The 15,815-nt window shown below is 30.5% G+C and carries 17 protein-coding genes and 1 pseudogene; 13 read left to right on the top strand and 5 right to left on the bottom strand.

The genetic code is table 11. The features are described 5' to 3' along the window. The 8 genes and pseudogenes from K4897_RS01200 (at window position 1) to K4897_RS01165 (ending at window position 6,896) form a co-directional block, all read left to right on the top strand. Window positions 1–1,218, top strand: a complete 1,218-nt coding sequence (locus K4897_RS01200; RefSeq protein WP_250415713.1) for a hypothetical protein — start codon at window positions 1–3, stop codon at window positions 1,216–1,218. 291 nt (window positions 1,219–1,509) lie between these two features. Further along, window positions 1,510–3,126 (top strand): CTP synthase, encoded by a 1,617-nt coding sequence (locus K4897_RS01195; protein WP_250416291.1) that lies wholly within the window; start codon window positions 1,510–1,512, stop codon window positions 3,124–3,126. A gap of 84 nt (window positions 3,127–3,210) precedes the next feature. Beyond that, window positions 3,211–3,540: pseudogene (locus tag K4897_RS01190) on the top strand (prepilin peptidase); the annotation flags it as partial. 222 nt (window positions 3,541–3,762) lie between these two features. Continuing rightward, the gene (locus K4897_RS01185) at window positions 3,763–4,080 is read left to right on the top strand and encodes a hypothetical protein (RefSeq protein WP_019264084.1); all 318 of its coding nucleotides are present in this window, start codon (window positions 3,763–3,765) and stop codon (window positions 4,078–4,080) included. After that, window positions 4,080–4,508: a class III signal peptide-containing protein gene (locus tag K4897_RS01180; RefSeq protein WP_019267498.1), complete on the top strand. Its 429-nt coding sequence runs from the start codon at window positions 4,080–4,082 to the stop codon at window positions 4,506–4,508. The genes K4897_RS01185 and K4897_RS01180 overlap by 1 nt, the downstream gene beginning before the upstream one ends. A gap of 28 nt (window positions 4,509–4,536) precedes the next feature. Next, complete coding sequence (locus tag K4897_RS01175) at window positions 4,537–5,286, top strand: SseB family protein (protein WP_250416289.1); 750 nt, start codon at window positions 4,537–4,539, stop codon at window positions 5,284–5,286. 116 nt (window positions 5,287–5,402) lie between these two features. Continuing rightward, complete coding sequence (locus K4897_RS01170; protein ID WP_019264081.1) at window positions 5,403–6,209, top strand: hypothetical protein; 807 nt, start codon at window positions 5,403–5,405, stop codon at window positions 6,207–6,209. Between the two features lie 6 nt (window positions 6,210–6,215). After that, window positions 6,216–6,896, top strand: a complete 681-nt coding sequence (locus K4897_RS01165; protein WP_250416287.1) for a TIGR00289 family protein — start codon at window positions 6,216–6,218, stop codon at window positions 6,894–6,896. Window positions 6,897–6,898: 2 nt separating this feature from the next. On the opposite strand, the gene K4897_RS01160 is transcribed toward K4897_RS01165, so the two are convergent. From K4897_RS01160 to K4897_RS01150, 3 genes are read right to left on the bottom strand one after another with little or no spacing between them, the layout of a single operon-like run. Beyond that, a complete protein-coding gene (locus tag K4897_RS01160; protein WP_250416285.1) occupies window positions 6,899–7,441 on the bottom strand; it encodes a nucleoside monophosphate kinase in 543 nt (180 codons plus the stop codon). Window positions 7,442–7,456: 15 nt separating this feature from the next. Then, complete coding sequence (locus K4897_RS01155; RefSeq protein ID WP_019266174.1) at window positions 7,457–8,191, bottom strand: 4-phosphopantoate--beta-alanine ligase; 735 nt, start codon at window positions 8,189–8,191, stop codon at window positions 7,457–7,459. Window positions 8,192–8,203: 12 nt separating this feature from the next. After that, window positions 8,204–8,587, bottom strand: coding sequence for a hypothetical protein (locus tag K4897_RS01150; protein ID WP_019264077.1), 384 nt, complete (start codon window positions 8,585–8,587; stop codon window positions 8,204–8,206). A 349-nt stretch (window positions 8,588–8,936) separates the two neighbouring features. Here K4897_RS01150 and K4897_RS01145 point away from each other — a divergent pair, with 349 nt between their 5' ends. Next, on the top strand, window positions 8,937–9,992 hold the full coding sequence (locus tag K4897_RS01145) for a ribonuclease H-like domain-containing protein (RefSeq protein ID WP_250416284.1): 1,056 nt from the start codon (window positions 8,937–8,939) through the stop codon (window positions 9,990–9,992). Window positions 9,993–10,067: 75 nt separating this feature from the next. Further along, window positions 10,068–11,591 (top strand): flagellar protein, encoded by a 1,524-nt coding sequence (locus K4897_RS01140; RefSeq protein ID WP_250416282.1) that lies wholly within the window; start codon window positions 10,068–10,070, stop codon window positions 11,589–11,591. Window positions 11,592–11,615: 24 nt separating this feature from the next. On the opposite strand, the gene K4897_RS01135 is transcribed toward K4897_RS01140, so the two are convergent. After that, complete coding sequence (locus K4897_RS01135; protein ID WP_250416280.1) at window positions 11,616–12,392, bottom strand: 4Fe-4S binding protein; 777 nt, start codon at window positions 12,390–12,392, stop codon at window positions 11,616–11,618. Between the two features lie 247 nt (window positions 12,393–12,639). Here K4897_RS01135 and K4897_RS01130 point away from each other — a divergent pair, with 247 nt between their 5' ends. The 3 genes from K4897_RS01130 (at window position 12,640) to K4897_RS01120 (ending at window position 15,270) form a co-directional block, all read left to right on the top strand. Next, complete coding sequence (locus K4897_RS01130) at window positions 12,640–13,719, top strand: Coenzyme F420 hydrogenase/dehydrogenase, beta subunit C-terminal domain (RefSeq protein WP_019268347.1); 1,080 nt, start codon at window positions 12,640–12,642, stop codon at window positions 13,717–13,719. 67 nt (window positions 13,720–13,786) lie between these two features. Then, the gene (locus K4897_RS01125) at window positions 13,787–14,818 is read left to right on the top strand and encodes a M42 family metallopeptidase (protein ID WP_004034092.1); all 1,032 of its coding nucleotides are present in this window, start codon (window positions 13,787–13,789) and stop codon (window positions 14,816–14,818) included. A 32-nt stretch (window positions 14,819–14,850) separates the two neighbouring features. Further along, a complete protein-coding gene (locus tag K4897_RS01120) occupies window positions 14,851–15,270 on the top strand; it encodes a thioesterase family protein (protein ID WP_250416278.1) in 420 nt (139 codons plus the stop codon). Here K4897_RS01120 and tsaA read toward each other — a convergent pair whose 3' ends face one another. After that, on the bottom strand, window positions 15,271–15,756 hold the full coding sequence (gene tsaA, locus K4897_RS01115) for a tRNA (N6-threonylcarbamoyladenosine(37)-N6)-methyltransferase TrmO (RefSeq protein ID WP_049780167.1): 486 nt from the start codon (window positions 15,754–15,756) through the stop codon (window positions 15,271–15,273). It lies immediately after the preceding gene. Window positions 15,757–15,815 lie beyond the last annotated feature (59 nt).

Genomic DNA, 15,815 nt, shown 5'->3' with positions numbered 1-15,815 from the left:
ATGAATAAAGACAATACAAAAGCTCCATGTTCTATATTGGAGGATAAACAACTTAAACTTTTCGATTTTTTTGAAGAATTTTCTGAATATGAATCTTATGGGGAGAAATTAAGCAATGGATGTTTAAATTCGGATGATAATTTAATTAGGCTTACTAAACATGGTAATTTTTATTTTAAATATAAATATGCATTTTGTCCTGATTGTTATTCCTCAAATGTTGTTAAAAATGGGAATTATGTTCGTAAATTGTATTTTTTAAATGTTGGAGAACAAAAATGTATTATTCAGAAATATAAATGTAAAAAATGTGGTAAAATTTTTTATACTGATATTAAATCTATTGTTGATGAAAATTGCAATATTACAAAGCCTGTAATAGAATATATCAATGAAATATACTCTGTTTCTGGAAATAGTATTTATAAAATTCAGTATATGCTCAAAAGATTCTTCAATGTAGATATTTCACATCAAAGTATTGAATCTTGCATAATATCTGATGAAAATGATGATATAAGTGTGAATGAATCTTATTCTGGATATTATTTGTTTGATAGTCTTTGGACTAAAATTAACGGTGTTTGGAACTATTTTTTAGTCTTATTTGATGTTAAATTGAATTCTGTTGTTTCTATGGATCTGGTGGAATCAGAGGATATTGGAACTATATATAAGTTTTTAGATGATTCCCTACGTAATCAGCCTAAGATTTGTATTGTATCTGATTTAAAAGATGAGTATCATCCAGCAATTGAAAAAGTTGGGGTTAGACATCAATTCTGTATGTTTCACACAAAACAAAAGATAAACAGGAACATTAGAGAGGATAAAAAAAGAAATAATTATTCTGATGAAGAATTGGAATACTTAAATTATTGTAAACAATTAGTTTTTGATGTTTTAGATGCTAATGATTTAGAATCTGCTAAAAAAGGTAGAGATTATCTTATTAGTATACAAAACAATTTGCCGAAAGTTATTTTTAATTTATTGTGGTTTTTCATCATTCCTTACTTTAAAACAATAACATTTCATCTTGAAAATAGTAATGTTCCAACTACAAGTAATAAAATTGAAAATTTCTTTCAAAAAGTTTTCCCTAAGCATATTAAAAAAACATTAAGAACTTTTGAAGGAGCTAGGACAAGATTTTCTCTCAAAACCAAATACTGGGTGCAGAGAAACTTCCGAGGCATTCATCACCAAAGTTATTGACAGTGCCATGTTATGATAGCAAAGTATTTATAAATAATGCTATAAATGTTACTATCGGAAGAGTTTTACTCTTTCTGATTTTTGTTTAAAAGAATTTATCTGAGGTGATTGGTCATTCCACCACCCAACCCGATGGCTGATTGCCGGAATTCTTTTAGGTAAAAATTAGGTAGCTATACAATTACACCACCCAAGTATAGCTACCATAATTTAATCTAATTTTTTTCAAATTATTATATATATTATGAATAACTAAACTATAAATGTATATAATTTTATTTTTTTATAAAAATGGAGAGGATTTTTCTGACAAAGTATATTATTATAACTGGTGGGGTAGTTAGTTCTATTGGAAAAGGAATTACTTCTGCATCTATGGGTCGTATTTTAAGATCTTATGGTTTAAAAGTAGCTGCTATTAAAATAGACCCTTATTTGAATTGGGATTCAGGAACATTAAACCCTTATCAGCATGGTGAAGTTTTTGTAACTAATGATGGAATGGAGACTGACTTGGATTTAGGTCATTATGAAAGATTTTTAGATGTTGAACTGCCTGGTTTATCTAACATTACTACAGGTAAAGTTTATAAATCTGTTATTTCTAAAGAAAGGGAAGGTAAATTCTTGGGGGCTTGTGTTCAAGTTATTCCACATATTACTAATGAAATTAAAGAAATGATCAGGTTAATCTCTGATAATGGAGATTATGATGTTGTTTTAATTGAGTTAGGTGGTACTGTTGGGGATATTGAAAGCCAACCTTTCCTGGAAGCTTTAAGGCAACTTAGAAATGAAGAAGGGCATGATAATGTCATGTTTGTTCATGTTACATTTATTCCATACCTGAATGCTGCCGGTGAATTTAAAACCAAACCAACACAACATTCTACAAAAGAATTAAGAAGTATGGGTATTAACCCTGATGTTATTGTATGCAGATCTCAGGAACCGATTGATGATGCTTTAGAAGGAAAAATAGCTCATTTCTGTGATGTGAATCAGAAAGCTGTTGTAAACACTCCTGATGCAAGTACTATTTATGAGGTTCCATTGGTTTTAGAGGAAAATAACATTGGTGAATTAATTGTTAACAGAATAGGATTGGATATTAAACCGGATTCCTCAAAACTTGATGACTGGCGTAAAATTGTAGAATCTCTTAAGATTGAAAGTCCTGTTGTGAATATTGGAATTGTCGGTAAATATGTTGAGCTTGAAGATGCATATATCAGTATCAGAGAATCTCTGCAACATGCTGCAGCTAGTGCAGGTGTAAAAGCCAATATCATTTACATAAGTTCTGATGTTGACAAGTTGGATGAAGGTGTTATGGGCAATCTCCATGGTATTCTTATTCCTGGAGGATTTGGAGAACGAGGATTTGAAGGCAAACTTGATGCTGTAGATTATGCTATTGAACATAATGTTCCACTCTTCGGTATCTGTTTAGGAATGCATTCTATTGTAACCCAATTTGCAAGACGCAACGGATATCCTGAAGCTAACAGTGCAGAATTTGACAGCAATAATCCTCACCCAGTTATTGACATGATGGAAGAACAGAAAAAAGTTAAAAACATGGGTGGAACTATGCGTTTAGGTTCTTATGACTGTAAGCTTATTGAGGGAACTAAAACATATGAAGCTTATAATAAGGAAGATATTGCAGAACGTCACAGACACAGATTTGAATTTAACAATAATTACAGGAAAGATCTGGAAGACAAAGGTTTGATTATTTCTGGAGTTAGTCCTGATGACTTCTTAGTTGAAATTGTGGAATTGCCAAATCATCCATGGGCTGTCGGCTGCCAGTTCCATCCGGAATTTAAATCAAGACCGAATAGGCCACATCCATTATTTAAATCATTTTTAGAAGCTATTTGTGAGTATTCTAAAAACTGATTCTCTTCATTTTTTCATTTTAAAAACAATTTTACACTCTTATTTTCTAGCTAATTAATATATTTCTTAGTTTATACTAGAATTATGGATTTTAGTATTATATTTTTAGTTCAAATTATAGTTACATCTTTATTTTGTTGTTTGGCTGCAATTTTTGATGTTAAAACAGGAATTATATCTAATAAGCTAAATTTCTCTCTGCTTATTTTCGGATTAATTTCTAACCTGTTTTTGTCAGTTCTTTCTACTAACATTAAATACATTTTATGCTCAATAATTTCAATGTTTGTAACATATATAGTAACTTTGCTTTTTTGGAAATTAAAAATTTGGGGTGGGGGAGATGTAAAATTACTCACAGCTATTGCTACAGTTATACCATTTGGCATAAATGTTAACTTTTTAAATATTTATCCTCAGCTATCAGTTTACCCCTTTTCATTTACAGTAATTATAAACAGTATTTTAGTAGCATTTCCATTTCTGCTGATTTTTACTGGTTATCTGGTATTAAAAAACACAATATTTAACTCAAATAAGGATATGTTATTTTCATTTTTAAATATAAATTCCATATCTCTATTTTTAAAGTTAAATCTAAATAAATTAATACTGGTTAAAGACCTGAAGGAGGGAATGATTGTCAATGACTATTATTTTAATAATGAAAAGATAGCTATTTTAATTAATGACATCAACGGCAATTTAAAAGTTTATAAAACAAAAGATAATCCGGATTTTGACTACTACTTCAAATCCCAAAGTGCAGGGGGAATAACCCTTCAGGATATGTATTTGTTAAAGATTATGAATGCTCAAAAAATCATATCCAACAACATTTCAATAAAAATAGGATTTCCATTTGCACCAGCAATACTTGCAGGATTTTTAATATCTGTTATTTATGGTGATTTGATGATGCTGTTTATAAAAAAGTTCTTTCTGGTGATGTGATGCTTAAAGAAAATAACGGCCAAATTTCAGTTGAATATCTCTTTATATTTGCAATAGCTTTAATTCTTTTAACTGTTTTTACTCTGCCTTTAGCTAATCTGGCTATTGAAAAAACAACAGACATTTCAGATACCATAAATGTCAAATCCCAGTTATATAAAATAGCTGATGGAATTAATCAGGTATATGGTGAAGGTCAGGGTGCAAAACAAAGTGTTAATCTGGAACTTGATCAAAGCATTAATGTCAATATCTACAAAAAACATCTATCAGCAGGTGTAAAATTCAATGACCATTCATCTAAGCTGATTAAGGTAAATCATGATGCGGATGTTATCAGCGGAATTCTAAATTTAAATAAAGGTAAAAATACTATTGTTATTGAATGGCCTGCTGAGAGTGAAAATATATTTATCTCTAAAAAGTAAATTAATAATGTATGTGTGAGGTTAATTTATGAGTAATCTAGATAATGCTAAACTTAAAGAGTTAATGAAAATTGAACCGGAATCTATGAGTAAAGAAGAATATGAAAGTTTTGTATATGAATTTAAAAATGCACAACTTTTACTTCCTGTTGAAATATATTCTAAAACTCAAAGTGATAAAATAAATGAACCTCTTAGATTTAAACCTGTTACAATTGAAGAAAATGGGTGCAAATGCATTCCATTATTTACCGACAATGTTGAACTGAAAAAAAACAATCCTCCAGTTTCTGTAATAGCTATTTTCATGAAAGATTTAAAGGATATGCTGGAAGATTCATCAGAAATTGATGAAATCATGATAAATCCGTCTAGTAAGGATACAGTTTGCATTGATTTGGATTCATTTTTTGACTTATTTGCCATAAAGAATAATTCTAATGATTGGATTTTTGAAAAGGCCCGACCTTTAAATCAGGAAGTTAAAGTTTATTATCGTGAATTCGAACCTTTAATGAAAAAACAGGCTATTGACGGTGTTTATTCTTCTAAAAATCCATTTAAAGCCAGTGTAAATATGCATTTTGAAGATCATATTCCTTATTTAAATGTTTTAATACTTCCAAAAGACACTAAAACTGTTTATTTGGGAGGTATGATGGATCCTGAAATGAGTTGCGATATTCTTCTAGCTCCTGAAACGGAATTTAAATTTATAAGTCAGGAAGACGAACATACAATGATTTGGAAGTGTGTTAATCAGAAATTTTATGATTGATTAATTCTTATTTATTCTTCTTTTTTTAATGGGATATAATCCATTATTCTATCCAAAACTTATTTAAATCACTTGTTATCTTAAATAGTAATATTTATTAATTGGCGCGTGAATTTATGGATATTTTAATTGCTATTGTATATGTTATTTTATTCCTTATACTGATGGTATTTGTTTTTTCTATAGGAATGTTAAAGCCATTTATGCCTAAAAAAGAAATAGTCCTTGTTCTTGTTGTAGCTTTTCTTATAGGTGCTATTGGTGGGGCATTTTTCTTGGAACCTTTATATGAGGAGTTTCCATCGGTTGTAGGCGAACTTGAAAAGAATGTTCCAGGAAATGAAGAAACATTATATTTGGATTTGTCTTCTGCCACAGATGTAGGTGAATTGGAACAGAATTTATCTAAAATTGAGGGTTTTAAGTCATTTAATGAAACTGGAATAACCTTTTTCTTATGGAGTTTTAATGACCGGGAATTATCTTATTTTAATAGTGTAATAGGCAATATTGATTCTCATTATGCAAATTATACAGTTGAACCTTCTGGTAGAATTAATATTACTTTAGAACCGGGTTACACATCTAGTTCTGCATTGCAATCATTTTCTGATTGGTATAAATTGGTTTATGGTGATTCTATTGCTTATGCTCAAATACATGCTAAGTTAGTTGTATCATCTGCTTCTTTAGAGGAATTTGAAAATGCTTTATTGGAAAGAGGAATTGTTGCAACTCATATTGAAGGACCAACACAGGATGTTATTAATCAGACTAATCAGTCTATGTTATCTGATAATGAATTTATAGCAGTTTCAGGGGTTGTTGGTGTAATTGTTTCTATTGTTGGAATTTACTTCGATGCAGTTGTTGTCAGTTATAGGAAATTCAAAAAGTTCCTTAATAAAAAGGTTAAAAGGTAGTATTTGATGAAAGTAGCTGTTTTATTTTCTGGAGGCAAAGACAGTACTATGGCATTATATAATGCTTTAGAAACAGGGGAAGATGTTAAATATCTTCTTTCTATGAAATCTGTTAATGATGAATCTTACATGTTTCATGTTCCGAATATTCATATAACAGATTTGCTTGCAGAAGCATTGGATATTCCAATTATTACTGCACAAACTCAGGGTATTAAAGAAGAGGAACTTGAAGATTTAAAAATGGCTTTTATAAAACTTAAAGATTTAGGTGTTGAAGCTATATATACTGGTGCACTTTATTCAGTTTATCAAAAATCAAGAATTGAAAAATTAGGCGGTGAAGTTGGACTGGAAATTATATCTCCGTACTGGCATGTAGATGAACTTGAATACATGCGAAAGATAGTTTCTTTAGGTTTTGAAGTTATAATAAGTGGTGTTTTTGCTTATGGCCTTGATGAATCATGGCTAGGTAGAAAAATCGATGATAAAGCTATTGATGAATTAGTTGAAATCAACAAAAAAGTTGGTATTAATTTAGCTTTTGAAGGTGGAGAAGCAGAAACACTAGCTATTGACGGTCCAATCTTTAAAAAAAGAATTAATATTTTAAAAGATAAAAAAACATGGCATTTGGATAGTGGTTTGTATATTATTGAAGAAGCAGATTTAGAAGATAAATGAATTTAAAGTGTGGTGTTTTCTTTTAAAAATTCATTTATTTCTTTTTCATAGCTTTCAAGATCTTTTTCATTAATAATGATTTTATCAGATAATGAGATTACAGTTCCAATACCGAAATCCAATTCCATCTGGTCTCTTTTTAGGAAGTCTTCATAATTTTTAGAGTCATCTTCTCTGTTTCTTTCCTGCAATCTTTTAAAACGTATTGCAGGATTTGCAAAAATAGAAAGAATTATAAAATTATCAAAGTTTTCTTTAAACATTTTTACTTCAAAAGGGCTTCTGATTCCTTCTACAATAATTGTTGTAGCTAATTTGTCTTCAATCATTTGTTTGATTTTTTCAATAGTCAGCTGTGCTACAATATATTTTCCATGCTCTTTTCTAAGGTTGGTTGCAGTTTCCTTTGAGCTTTCTCCTCTTTTTTTAGCTTCTTCACGTATTATGTCTCCCATACTTACAACTACTGCTCCTTTTTTAGTTGCAATTTCAGACACTAAACTTTTTCCAGATCCAGGCAATCCTGATATTCCCATTATTTCCATTTTATATTCCTCGTTTTAATTATTTTTAAATAGTTTTAGTGATTCTTTAAGGTTTTCCTTGTTGTCAAAGTCATTTACCATGTTTATTAAAAGCTGTTTGTCCTGAGTTTTCAAGTCTTTAGCAATTTCTGTCATAAACGGAAATGCACGTACAACATTGTCTACAATTGAAATGTTTGAAGTTTGTGAAGTTCTAGATAAAGGATTCAAATCGATAGTGATTGTTTTTTTACCTGTTTTACTTAGAATTTCTGCTCTGTCTCCATCCTCTAAAGGTACAAGAACAGTGTCTGCTGAATAGATACCTGTTTTGCTGGCTGAAGCTCTTTCATTTTTAATGCTTTTCAGGTATTTGATGTCGTCATCTTTTGTTCCAAGTATTTGGCTGTATCCATGTTTCTTGTAGAGCTCAGTTATTTTTTCTACTCTTTCATCAGTTCTGTAAAACAAGTTGATTTCTATTTTGGCATTTACGGTTTTTGCAAATTGAATTACTTCATCAATAGCTAAAGCAGTTGTATTTCCATTTACGGATATGACGGGATTTTCAGATAATAATATGGTAGCTACTGCCGCATACATTGCTCTTTTAGCGGGGAATGTGGTTTTTTCACCAAGAAGATAGTCAAATGCTTCTCCTCTCCCATGTGCAATCATTGCAGAATCTGCCAAATATCCTTCCTTTTGGGCTTTAACTATTTTGTCTCTTAAAACTAATGATTCATAACGTGGATGTGATTTAGGTATCATATTCAAACCTCTTTATTTTAAATCTATTTCCATTTGTGCTAGATAACCTAGTAATGTAGTTGTAATGAGAGTTAATATAATCATAGAAATTACATGAATCGGATAATCGTCAATCAGGATATTTGTTTTATTGCGAAGTATAAAAAATACAAAATCACAAATAACATCCATTAAAATAAAGATTATTCCAATTTTAAATCCTTCAATAACTTCATTTTCATTTATATCTCTAATGTAGAGGATTCCAAAAAAACCGGTTACTACGATAATAGCTATTGGAGCAACAATATTGATGTATGGAATGTTGTCACTTATCAAGGGGCTAAATATTGCTGTAATTAGATATACAAAAAACCATATTAAAATTCCGTAGATTATACCTAATTTTAGCTTCATTATTGCAACCTTAATATTTTATATATTAACTAATTTTAATATTAGTTTTAAAATATTATTATAGTTTTCTAAAGAATTTTTTTTTTAAAAATAGTATTTTTTGGGATTATAAGGCAAGTATTTGAGAGTTTCCTTGCCTTATAATGTGTTTGTTTTTACAAGTTTTTTAGAGAAATGAATTTTAAAATTGGCTGTTTTTTTATCTATCTCTGACTACTAATAATTGCTGAAGTTATTAGTAGTCAATTTACTATTGTATCAATCTACTATATAAACTTATTTGTATTTTATTAAAATTCAATTATACTTTAATTAATAATATATACAATAAATGACTAAATTAATGTAAATGACACAAAGAGAAGAACACGAAAGGTATTTGTTGGAAGCAATATTGTCAAATTCAATATCTTCAGATAACCCTTCTGAAAAAGCTAAAGAAAAAGCTAGGAAAACTTCACCATCTTATTTTAAAGCATTGGAAGAAAATCTGCTAGTCAAATATGAAAATAAAAAGCTGTCAGATATTAACGGAAGTAAAATAATAGATACTGATGCTGGTGAAACATTATGTATAACTGAAAGTGAAAAAATAAACTTCAAATTAGCTGAAAATAATTTTAAACAACAGATGAACCACAATCTTAAATTACTTCCAAGAATAGGTGTTAAAACAGAACAAAACCTAAAAAATGCAGGATATGACACTATTGAATCTCTTGCTAGTCATGACAGATACAGATCATATGCAGACAGATTCATAGCCAATATTGAAGAGATGTCATTTAAGGATGTTTTGGGATTACTGAATAAAAACAAGTACGGTAAAAAGTGCAGAGATAATTTAATTAAATGTGCAAGTATTCCTGATGCAGAAAACTTTAAATTTATGGATATTGAAACATTAGGTTTATCAAATGTTCCGGTTATTCTGATTGGTGTAGCTGAAATTAAAAACAATAAAATAACCTCTTCACAATATTTCTTAAGAGACATTTATGAGGAACCTGCAGTTTTGGAAGCTTATCTGTCTCATTTGGATGAAGATTCAGTTCATGTAACATTCAACGGATCAATGTTCGATGTTCCATTTATTAAAAACAGATGCAGCTATTACAGAATGAATCCCCATTTGGATTTGCCACATCTTGATTTGCTGTATTTTGCAAGAAATCTGTGGAAAGACAGTCTGCCGAACTGCCAGCTTCAAACAATTGAAAAGGAAATCTTTGGAATTGAAAGAAAAGATGACGTTCCTGGCCAGTACATTCCGGGTTATTATCAAACATACTTGACTGAAAGGAATATAGGGCCGATAGTTCCGATTATAGAACACAACAGACAGGATATTGTTTCTCTGGCCAGCTTTTTGATGAAAATGTATGATATAGTAAATGAAAGCTGATGATTTTATAGATATGTTATGTAAAATAAACTATTTTTATTATAAAATATAATAAGTATCAAATGAGGAATTACAATGGGATTTTTTGATAGATTTAAAAAGAACAAAAATGCAAATAAAAAAGTAAAAAGGGTTGAAAGAAAAAGAAAAGCAATTGATAAACAGCCGGACATTGAAGAATCCCAGTTAGCTTTAAGAGAAATAGCTGTTAACAGTAAAAATAGACATGAAAGGGCACAGGCTACAGATTCAATTACAAATCAGTATGTAGCATTGGATATAGCCAAACATGTAACTGACAGAGCTATAAGATTAATAGCTGCAAATAAAATTCAGGATGAGGATCTTTTGTGGGATGCAGCTGAAAATGCTGAATTTTATGATGTCAGAAGCTTTGCTTATGAAAGATTAGGTGAAAACAACAAGTCAATAGCTGAGATTGTCATTAATCAAAAAAAGAATAGGCATGTAACTGAAATCTTTGAAAAAATCGAAGATGAGGAAACCTTAAAGGATATTGCTATTAATGCTATTGACAGGAAATTCAGAAAATTATCTTTGGAAAAAATTGACAGTCAGGAAATACTGGAAAGCATTGCATTTGAAGCTAAAGATAAGGAAATCAGAAAAATGGCAGTTAATAAAGGCAATTTTTATAATGAAGAAGTGCTTCAGAAGGTAGCTGTTGAAGATAAGGATGACGGTGTAAGAATAGCTGCTATAAATAAAATTAACGATGAAAACAAATTAGTTGAAATAGCTAAAAATGAAGAAAATACAAAAGTGAGAAATGTTCTTTTAAGTAAAATTGTAAATCCCAAATTATTGGAAGATATTGCACTTAACTCCCAAACTGCTGATATTCGTTTGGATTTGGTAAAAAGGTTAAATAATGAAGCTTTGCTTGAAAAAATAGCTTTGGAGGATAATGATACTGTTGTTAGAACAGAAGCTATTAAAAAACTTGATAATGAAGAGATTTTAACTAAAATAGCTAAAAGTGAAGCAGACCGCTTAGCCCGCCAGAGTGCCGTTAAAAAACTTACTTCTCAGGAAACACTGGTCAATATAGCTCTTGAAGATGTAGATTCATTTGTAAGAGCACATGCTATTAACAATCCTAATCTGACTGATGAGAAGTTGTTTGTTGAAATAGCTGTCAACACTCCTTTTAAAGAGACTGCTGATGAAGCTATTGAACATATCAGCAAAGAATCTTCATTTATTCAGATTTTACATAATGCAAAATTAGAGGAAGTTAGAAAAGAGACTTTATCTCATATTGATGATATTAAAGTCCTGATTGAAATAATTAAGGAAAATGAAGATACCGAATTTTCTCTAAAAGCTTTAAATAAAATCGATGATGAGGATATTTTACTTAAAGTTTATGAGGCCAATATTGCAGAGGAATTGTCTGTAAGAGCTGTTTCTAAAGTTAAAACACAAAAGCCTTTAATTGAATTAATTAAAAATGAGCCTTCCTGGAGAATTCGTGAAGCTGCTGTTAAAAATATTTCAAATAAGAAAGTTTTAAAGGAAGTTGCTGCAAGTGATGAAAACGAATATGTAAGAAGCGTTGCAAAAAACAGAATTTAAAAAAGAAAATAGCATGGCTATTTTCTATAAATAAAATTCACTTTCTTTTCTTTGGTTGAAGTTAGTTAGGAATCTTTCTTTCATTCCTTCAAATAAGTCTCCGGTAAAGTATCTTGCATCTTCAGGACATGTATATATGCAGGCAGTACATGCACTGCAAAGATCAGCATCTGTTTGTCCAGGGTCCATATCAGGAATAGCTTCTTCAGGACAAGATGAAACACACTCGTAGCAGTATGTACATAATGATTCGTCACAGATTGGAGTTAATTGAACTTTTTTATATTCGCAGTACGGTTTATTGCCCGGAACTTCAATGTCTTCAAATTCTTCAGAATCTAATTTTTCCCTGCATTTTTCTACAAATTCATTAAGCTTTTCTAAATCTTTTTCATCCGGTCTGCCTGCTGCAACATCTGTTACTATTGAGTGCTGGCTGACTGTTGCACCGGTTCCTACGATGGTAAATCCGTTTTCTTTTAATATGTCGTTTAACTCAAGGAGTGCATCTCCGATATTTATGTTTCCGTAGTTTACGACAGCTATTACAGGGATATTTTCTCCTTTAAAGTTCATTAATTTTGTACTGGCTGTTTTCGGAAGTCTTCCTGCAAAAATAGGCATTCCTACAATTACTAATGTGTCATCATCAAACTCTTTTGGAGAATTTCCACCAGCTACATTTAATAAGTCGTATTCTTCTTGCGTGCCTTCAAATTTATTGGCTATTTCATCTACTATTTTCCTTGTTGTACTTGATGGGCTAAAATAGATTTTAGCAATTTTTGTAAATGTTTTCATACTCTCACCTTTGTTTTATTAATAATAATTATGTATTATTTAAATGTGTTGTTTAAATATTATTTAATATTTTATACTATAATTGTATTTTTGTATAGTTTTATTTGGTATAAATTAGATTATCTAAACAAATTTTTGTTTTAATTTGCTTTTAAAGTATTTTGTTTAGTTTGATAAAAAACTTTAAATGATATTACGACACATATATTATATTAATATGATTATGTTAGCATAAGAGGTGAAAAATATGGGTAATAAGAAAACAGCTATGGTAGGAACTCCTTGCCAAATTTTAGCAGCTACAAAAATTAATAGATATGAAGAAAAAACCGGCGGTTCTCCTATTGATGTTAAAATAGGTTTGTTTTGTATGGAAAACTTCTCATACCAGTATCTTAAAAGATATTTAAAAAGTCAGGGTATTGAATTATTTGAAGTTAAAGAATTTAGAATAGAAAAAGGACAATTTGTTGCATATTTAATAGATGGTAATGTATTTAAAATACCAATAGCTGAAACTGAACCTTTTACTCGTAAAAATTGCCATATCTGTACTGATTATACTTCTGATGTTTCAGATATTTCTGTTGGATCTGTTGGTTCTCCGAAGTATCAGTCAACTGTTATTGTAAGAACTGAAAAAGGTAAACAAATAATTGATGCATGTATAGCTGAAGGATACATTGAAGCTGAACCGATTTCCAAAAAAGGTCAGGATTTATTGGAAAAAATAGCTAATCAGAAAATCACTAAAAATACAAGGATTTACAAGAAACGGGAAGCTATCGGAAGACCTGTTTTATCAAAAAGACAAATATCTGAAGAAGAGTTTTATGATGAATGCAGCAAATGCCAATTTGATAACTTGCAAAACGATGTAATCAGTGTAGGAGCATGTGTTTTATGCGGTGCATGTGAATATGTCTGTCCAATTGAAGCTATTCAGATAAACAACAGAAAACCGGTATCAATAAAAGAATGTGAAGAAGAATGTCATGCATGTTACTTTGCATGTCCTAGAACATTTATCAGTGATGCAATATATCCTGAAGGAATTGATGAACAGCCGTTAGGTGAATACCTTGAAATTTACTCTGTAAAAGCAGATTCAATTATGGGTCAGGACGGTGGTGTAGTATCAGCTATTTTAGTATACCTTCTTGAAAATGACATTGTTGATGAAGTTTCTGTTGTTGGTGAAGATAAAGATGCACCTTGGAGACCTGAATCTTATCTTACATCTAAAATCCAGGATGTTATTAAAGCTGCTGGAACCAAATACAGTACAACTACAATTGGATTTAAGGCATTAACAAATAAGAAGTAAATCTTCTTACTTTTACTTATTTTTTAAACTATTTATAATATAAAAAATACATTTATTTAGTGGTGATATGATGGAATTAATGAAAGAGCTTTCTTTAACTCCAGGTGTTTCTGGATCTGAAGAAAAAATAGCAAACATTATTAAAAGAGAATTAAAAGATGTTGCTGATTCTATTGAAGAAGACAGTATGGGTAATGTAATAGCTACTAAAAAAGGTGAGAAAAAAGCACCTACTGTAATGTTAGCTTCCCATATGGATGAAATCGGATTGATGGTCAGATATATTGATGAAAAAGGATATGTCAAATTCTCAACAATCGGTGGAATTAATGACCAAATGCTAATGAATCAGTCTGTAATTATTCACAGCAGCATTGGAGAAGATGTTCCGGGGGTTATTGGCTCAAAACCACCTCATGTTACAAAACCTGAAGAAAGAAACAAAGTTGTAAAAGCAGACGACATGTTTATTGATATCGGTGCAAAAGACCAGGAAGATGCAGAAAAAATGATTCGTATTGGAGATAAAATAAGTTTCAGAGCCTGGTTTGAAGAATATCCAAACGATTTAATTATGGGTAAAGCATTAGATAATCGTGTAGGCTGTTATGTAATGATGGAAGTTTTAAAAAGAGTAAACACAAGAGCTACTGTTTACGGTGTAGGTACTGTACAGGAAGAAGTAGGTCTTAAAGGAGCAAAAACTTCTGCATTTAAATTAAATCCTGATATGGCTATTGCATTAGACGTTACCTTATCCGGAGACCATCCTGGAATTAAACCTGAAGAAGCACCAGTGGTAATGGGTAAAGGTCCGGCTATAATTTTAGCTGATGCAAGCGGACGTGGAATCCTTACTCAACAATCAATTAAAGACTTGCTTATTAAAGCAGGTGATGAAAATGAAATTGATTACCAGTTAGAAGTAAGTGACGGCGGAACAACTGACGGTACAGCTATTCACTTAACAAGGGAAGGAATTCCAACTGGAGTTTTATCAGTTCCAACTAGATATATACATACTACTGTAAGTGTCTGCAGTATGAAAGATGTTGAATCAACTATTCAGTTAATTACAGAAGCTATAAACTCTTTATAGCTTTTTTCAATTTTTTTTGGAGATTATAAAAAATGTTTAAAACTACTGTCACACCAAAATTTGGAGATCTTGATGGTTTAAGGCATATTAACAACAATACATTAGGTGATTGGTTTGAAACCGGGAGAAATGAATTATTCAGAATATTCACTCCTGATTTAAAAGTTGATTATGAACACTGGAAATTAATTTTAGTTCATAATGATTATGATTACTTAAAACAAATTTTTTTAGGTCATGATGTTGAAATAAGGACCCATCTTTTAAAAATAGGAAACAGCTCTTTTACATTAGGTCAGGAAGCATGGCAAGACGGAAAATTAAAAGTTAAAGGAACTTGTGTTCTTGTTCACTTTGATTTTATGGAACAAAAATCAGTTCCAATACCTGAGGATATCAGATTGCAGCTTGAAAAACATTTAATTCCTGTAGATGAATTTGGAAAAGAATAATTATTTAAATCTGTCATCAGATTTTTGAGATTTAGCCTTTTTATGGTTATTCTCAAACCAACCTATTTTTAAATCATCAATTGTGTCTTCGTATAACTGAGGAACATAAGGCTTAATGTCCAGTAATGGTGTGTCATTCAGAACATCAATATTTGAGATGTATATGGTATTTCCTTCAATTTTATCTAATTTTACTACAGAAGAACCTATGCGGTTTGGTCTTTTGGGAGATCTTGTTGCGAAAACTCCGTGTGTGTTATTGTCCATAAAAGGTTTTACTTCCAGCAGATATCCTTCAACTTTATGGAGCAGGTAAAGCAAATGTATGTGGGAAAAATCTTCCAAATCCTTTAAACCTGCTGCATATTTTTCATCAAGTACTATTTTTCCTTTAATGCCTTTTGCACCTGTTGGCTGTATAGGCATACCTTCAATATTTTCAAACTCGGTATGTATAGTTCCAATAGATTCTAATTCGATTTTCATATTTTTTAATTTAAATTTCAATTTATTTAAAACAATCGAATCTGTATTAAATAGGAATT

The sequence above is a fragment of the Methanobrevibacter sp. TLL-48-HuF1 genome, assembly GCF_023617305.1.
Lineage (GTDB): Archaea > Methanobacteriota > Methanobacteria > Methanobacteriales > Methanobacteriaceae > Methanocatella > Methanocatella intestini.
Note: the sequence above shows the minus strand (reverse complement) of the source record. Positions and strands in the feature narration are given on the sequence as shown.

What these genes read in the sequence shown, in the direction of transcription:
- K4897_RS01140 (WP_250416282.1), top strand. Translation starts at nt 10,068, where the DNA reads ATGGGATTTTTTGATAGATTTAAAAAGAACAAAAATGCAAATAAAAAA.
- K4897_RS01135 (WP_250416280.1), bottom strand. Translation starts at nt 12,392, where the DNA reads ATGAAAACATTTACAAAAATTGCTAAAATCTATTTTAGCCCATCAAGT.
- K4897_RS01125 (WP_004034092.1), top strand. Translation starts at nt 13,787, where the DNA reads ATGATGGAATTAATGAAAGAGCTTTCTTTAACTCCAGGTGTTTCTGGA.
- K4897_RS01180 (WP_019267498.1), top strand. Translation starts at nt 4,080, where the DNA reads ATGCTTAAAGAAAATAACGGCCAAATTTCAGTTGAATATCTCTTTATA.
- K4897_RS01170 (WP_019264081.1), top strand. Translation starts at nt 5,403, where the DNA reads ATGGATATTTTAATTGCTATTGTATATGTTATTTTATTCCTTATACTG.
- K4897_RS01200 (WP_250415713.1), top strand. Translation starts at nt 1, where the DNA reads ATGAATAAAGACAATACAAAAGCTCCATGTTCTATATTGGAGGATAAA.
- K4897_RS01195 (WP_250416291.1), top strand. Translation starts at nt 1,510, where the DNA reads ATGGAGAGGATTTTTCTGACAAAGTATATTATTATAACTGGTGGGGTA.
- K4897_RS01155 (WP_019266174.1), bottom strand. Translation starts at nt 8,191, where the DNA reads ATGATACCTAAATCACATCCACGTTATGAATCATTAGTTTTAAGAGAC.
- K4897_RS01160 (WP_250416285.1), bottom strand. Translation starts at nt 7,441, where the DNA reads ATGGAAATAATGGGAATATCAGGATTGCCTGGATCTGGAAAAAGTTTA.
- K4897_RS01120 (WP_250416278.1), top strand. Translation starts at nt 14,851, where the DNA reads ATGTTTAAAACTACTGTCACACCAAAATTTGGAGATCTTGATGGTTTA.
- K4897_RS01150 (WP_019264077.1), bottom strand. Translation starts at nt 8,587, where the DNA reads ATGAAGCTAAAATTAGGTATAATCTACGGAATTTTAATATGGTTTTTT.
- tsaA (WP_049780167.1), bottom strand. Translation starts at nt 15,756, where the DNA reads ATGAAAATCGAATTAGAATCTATTGGAACTATACATACCGAGTTTGAA.
- K4897_RS01145 (WP_250416284.1), top strand. Translation starts at nt 8,937, where the DNA reads ATGACACAAAGAGAAGAACACGAAAGGTATTTGTTGGAAGCAATATTG.
- K4897_RS01175 (WP_250416289.1), top strand. Translation starts at nt 4,537, where the DNA reads ATGAGTAATCTAGATAATGCTAAACTTAAAGAGTTAATGAAAATTGAA.
- K4897_RS01165 (WP_250416287.1), top strand. Translation starts at nt 6,216, where the DNA reads ATGAAAGTAGCTGTTTTATTTTCTGGAGGCAAAGACAGTACTATGGCA.
- K4897_RS01130 (WP_019268347.1), top strand. Translation starts at nt 12,640, where the DNA reads ATGGGTAATAAGAAAACAGCTATGGTAGGAACTCCTTGCCAAATTTTA.
- K4897_RS01185 (WP_019264084.1), top strand. Translation starts at nt 3,763, where the DNA reads ATGATTGTCAATGACTATTATTTTAATAATGAAAAGATAGCTATTTTA.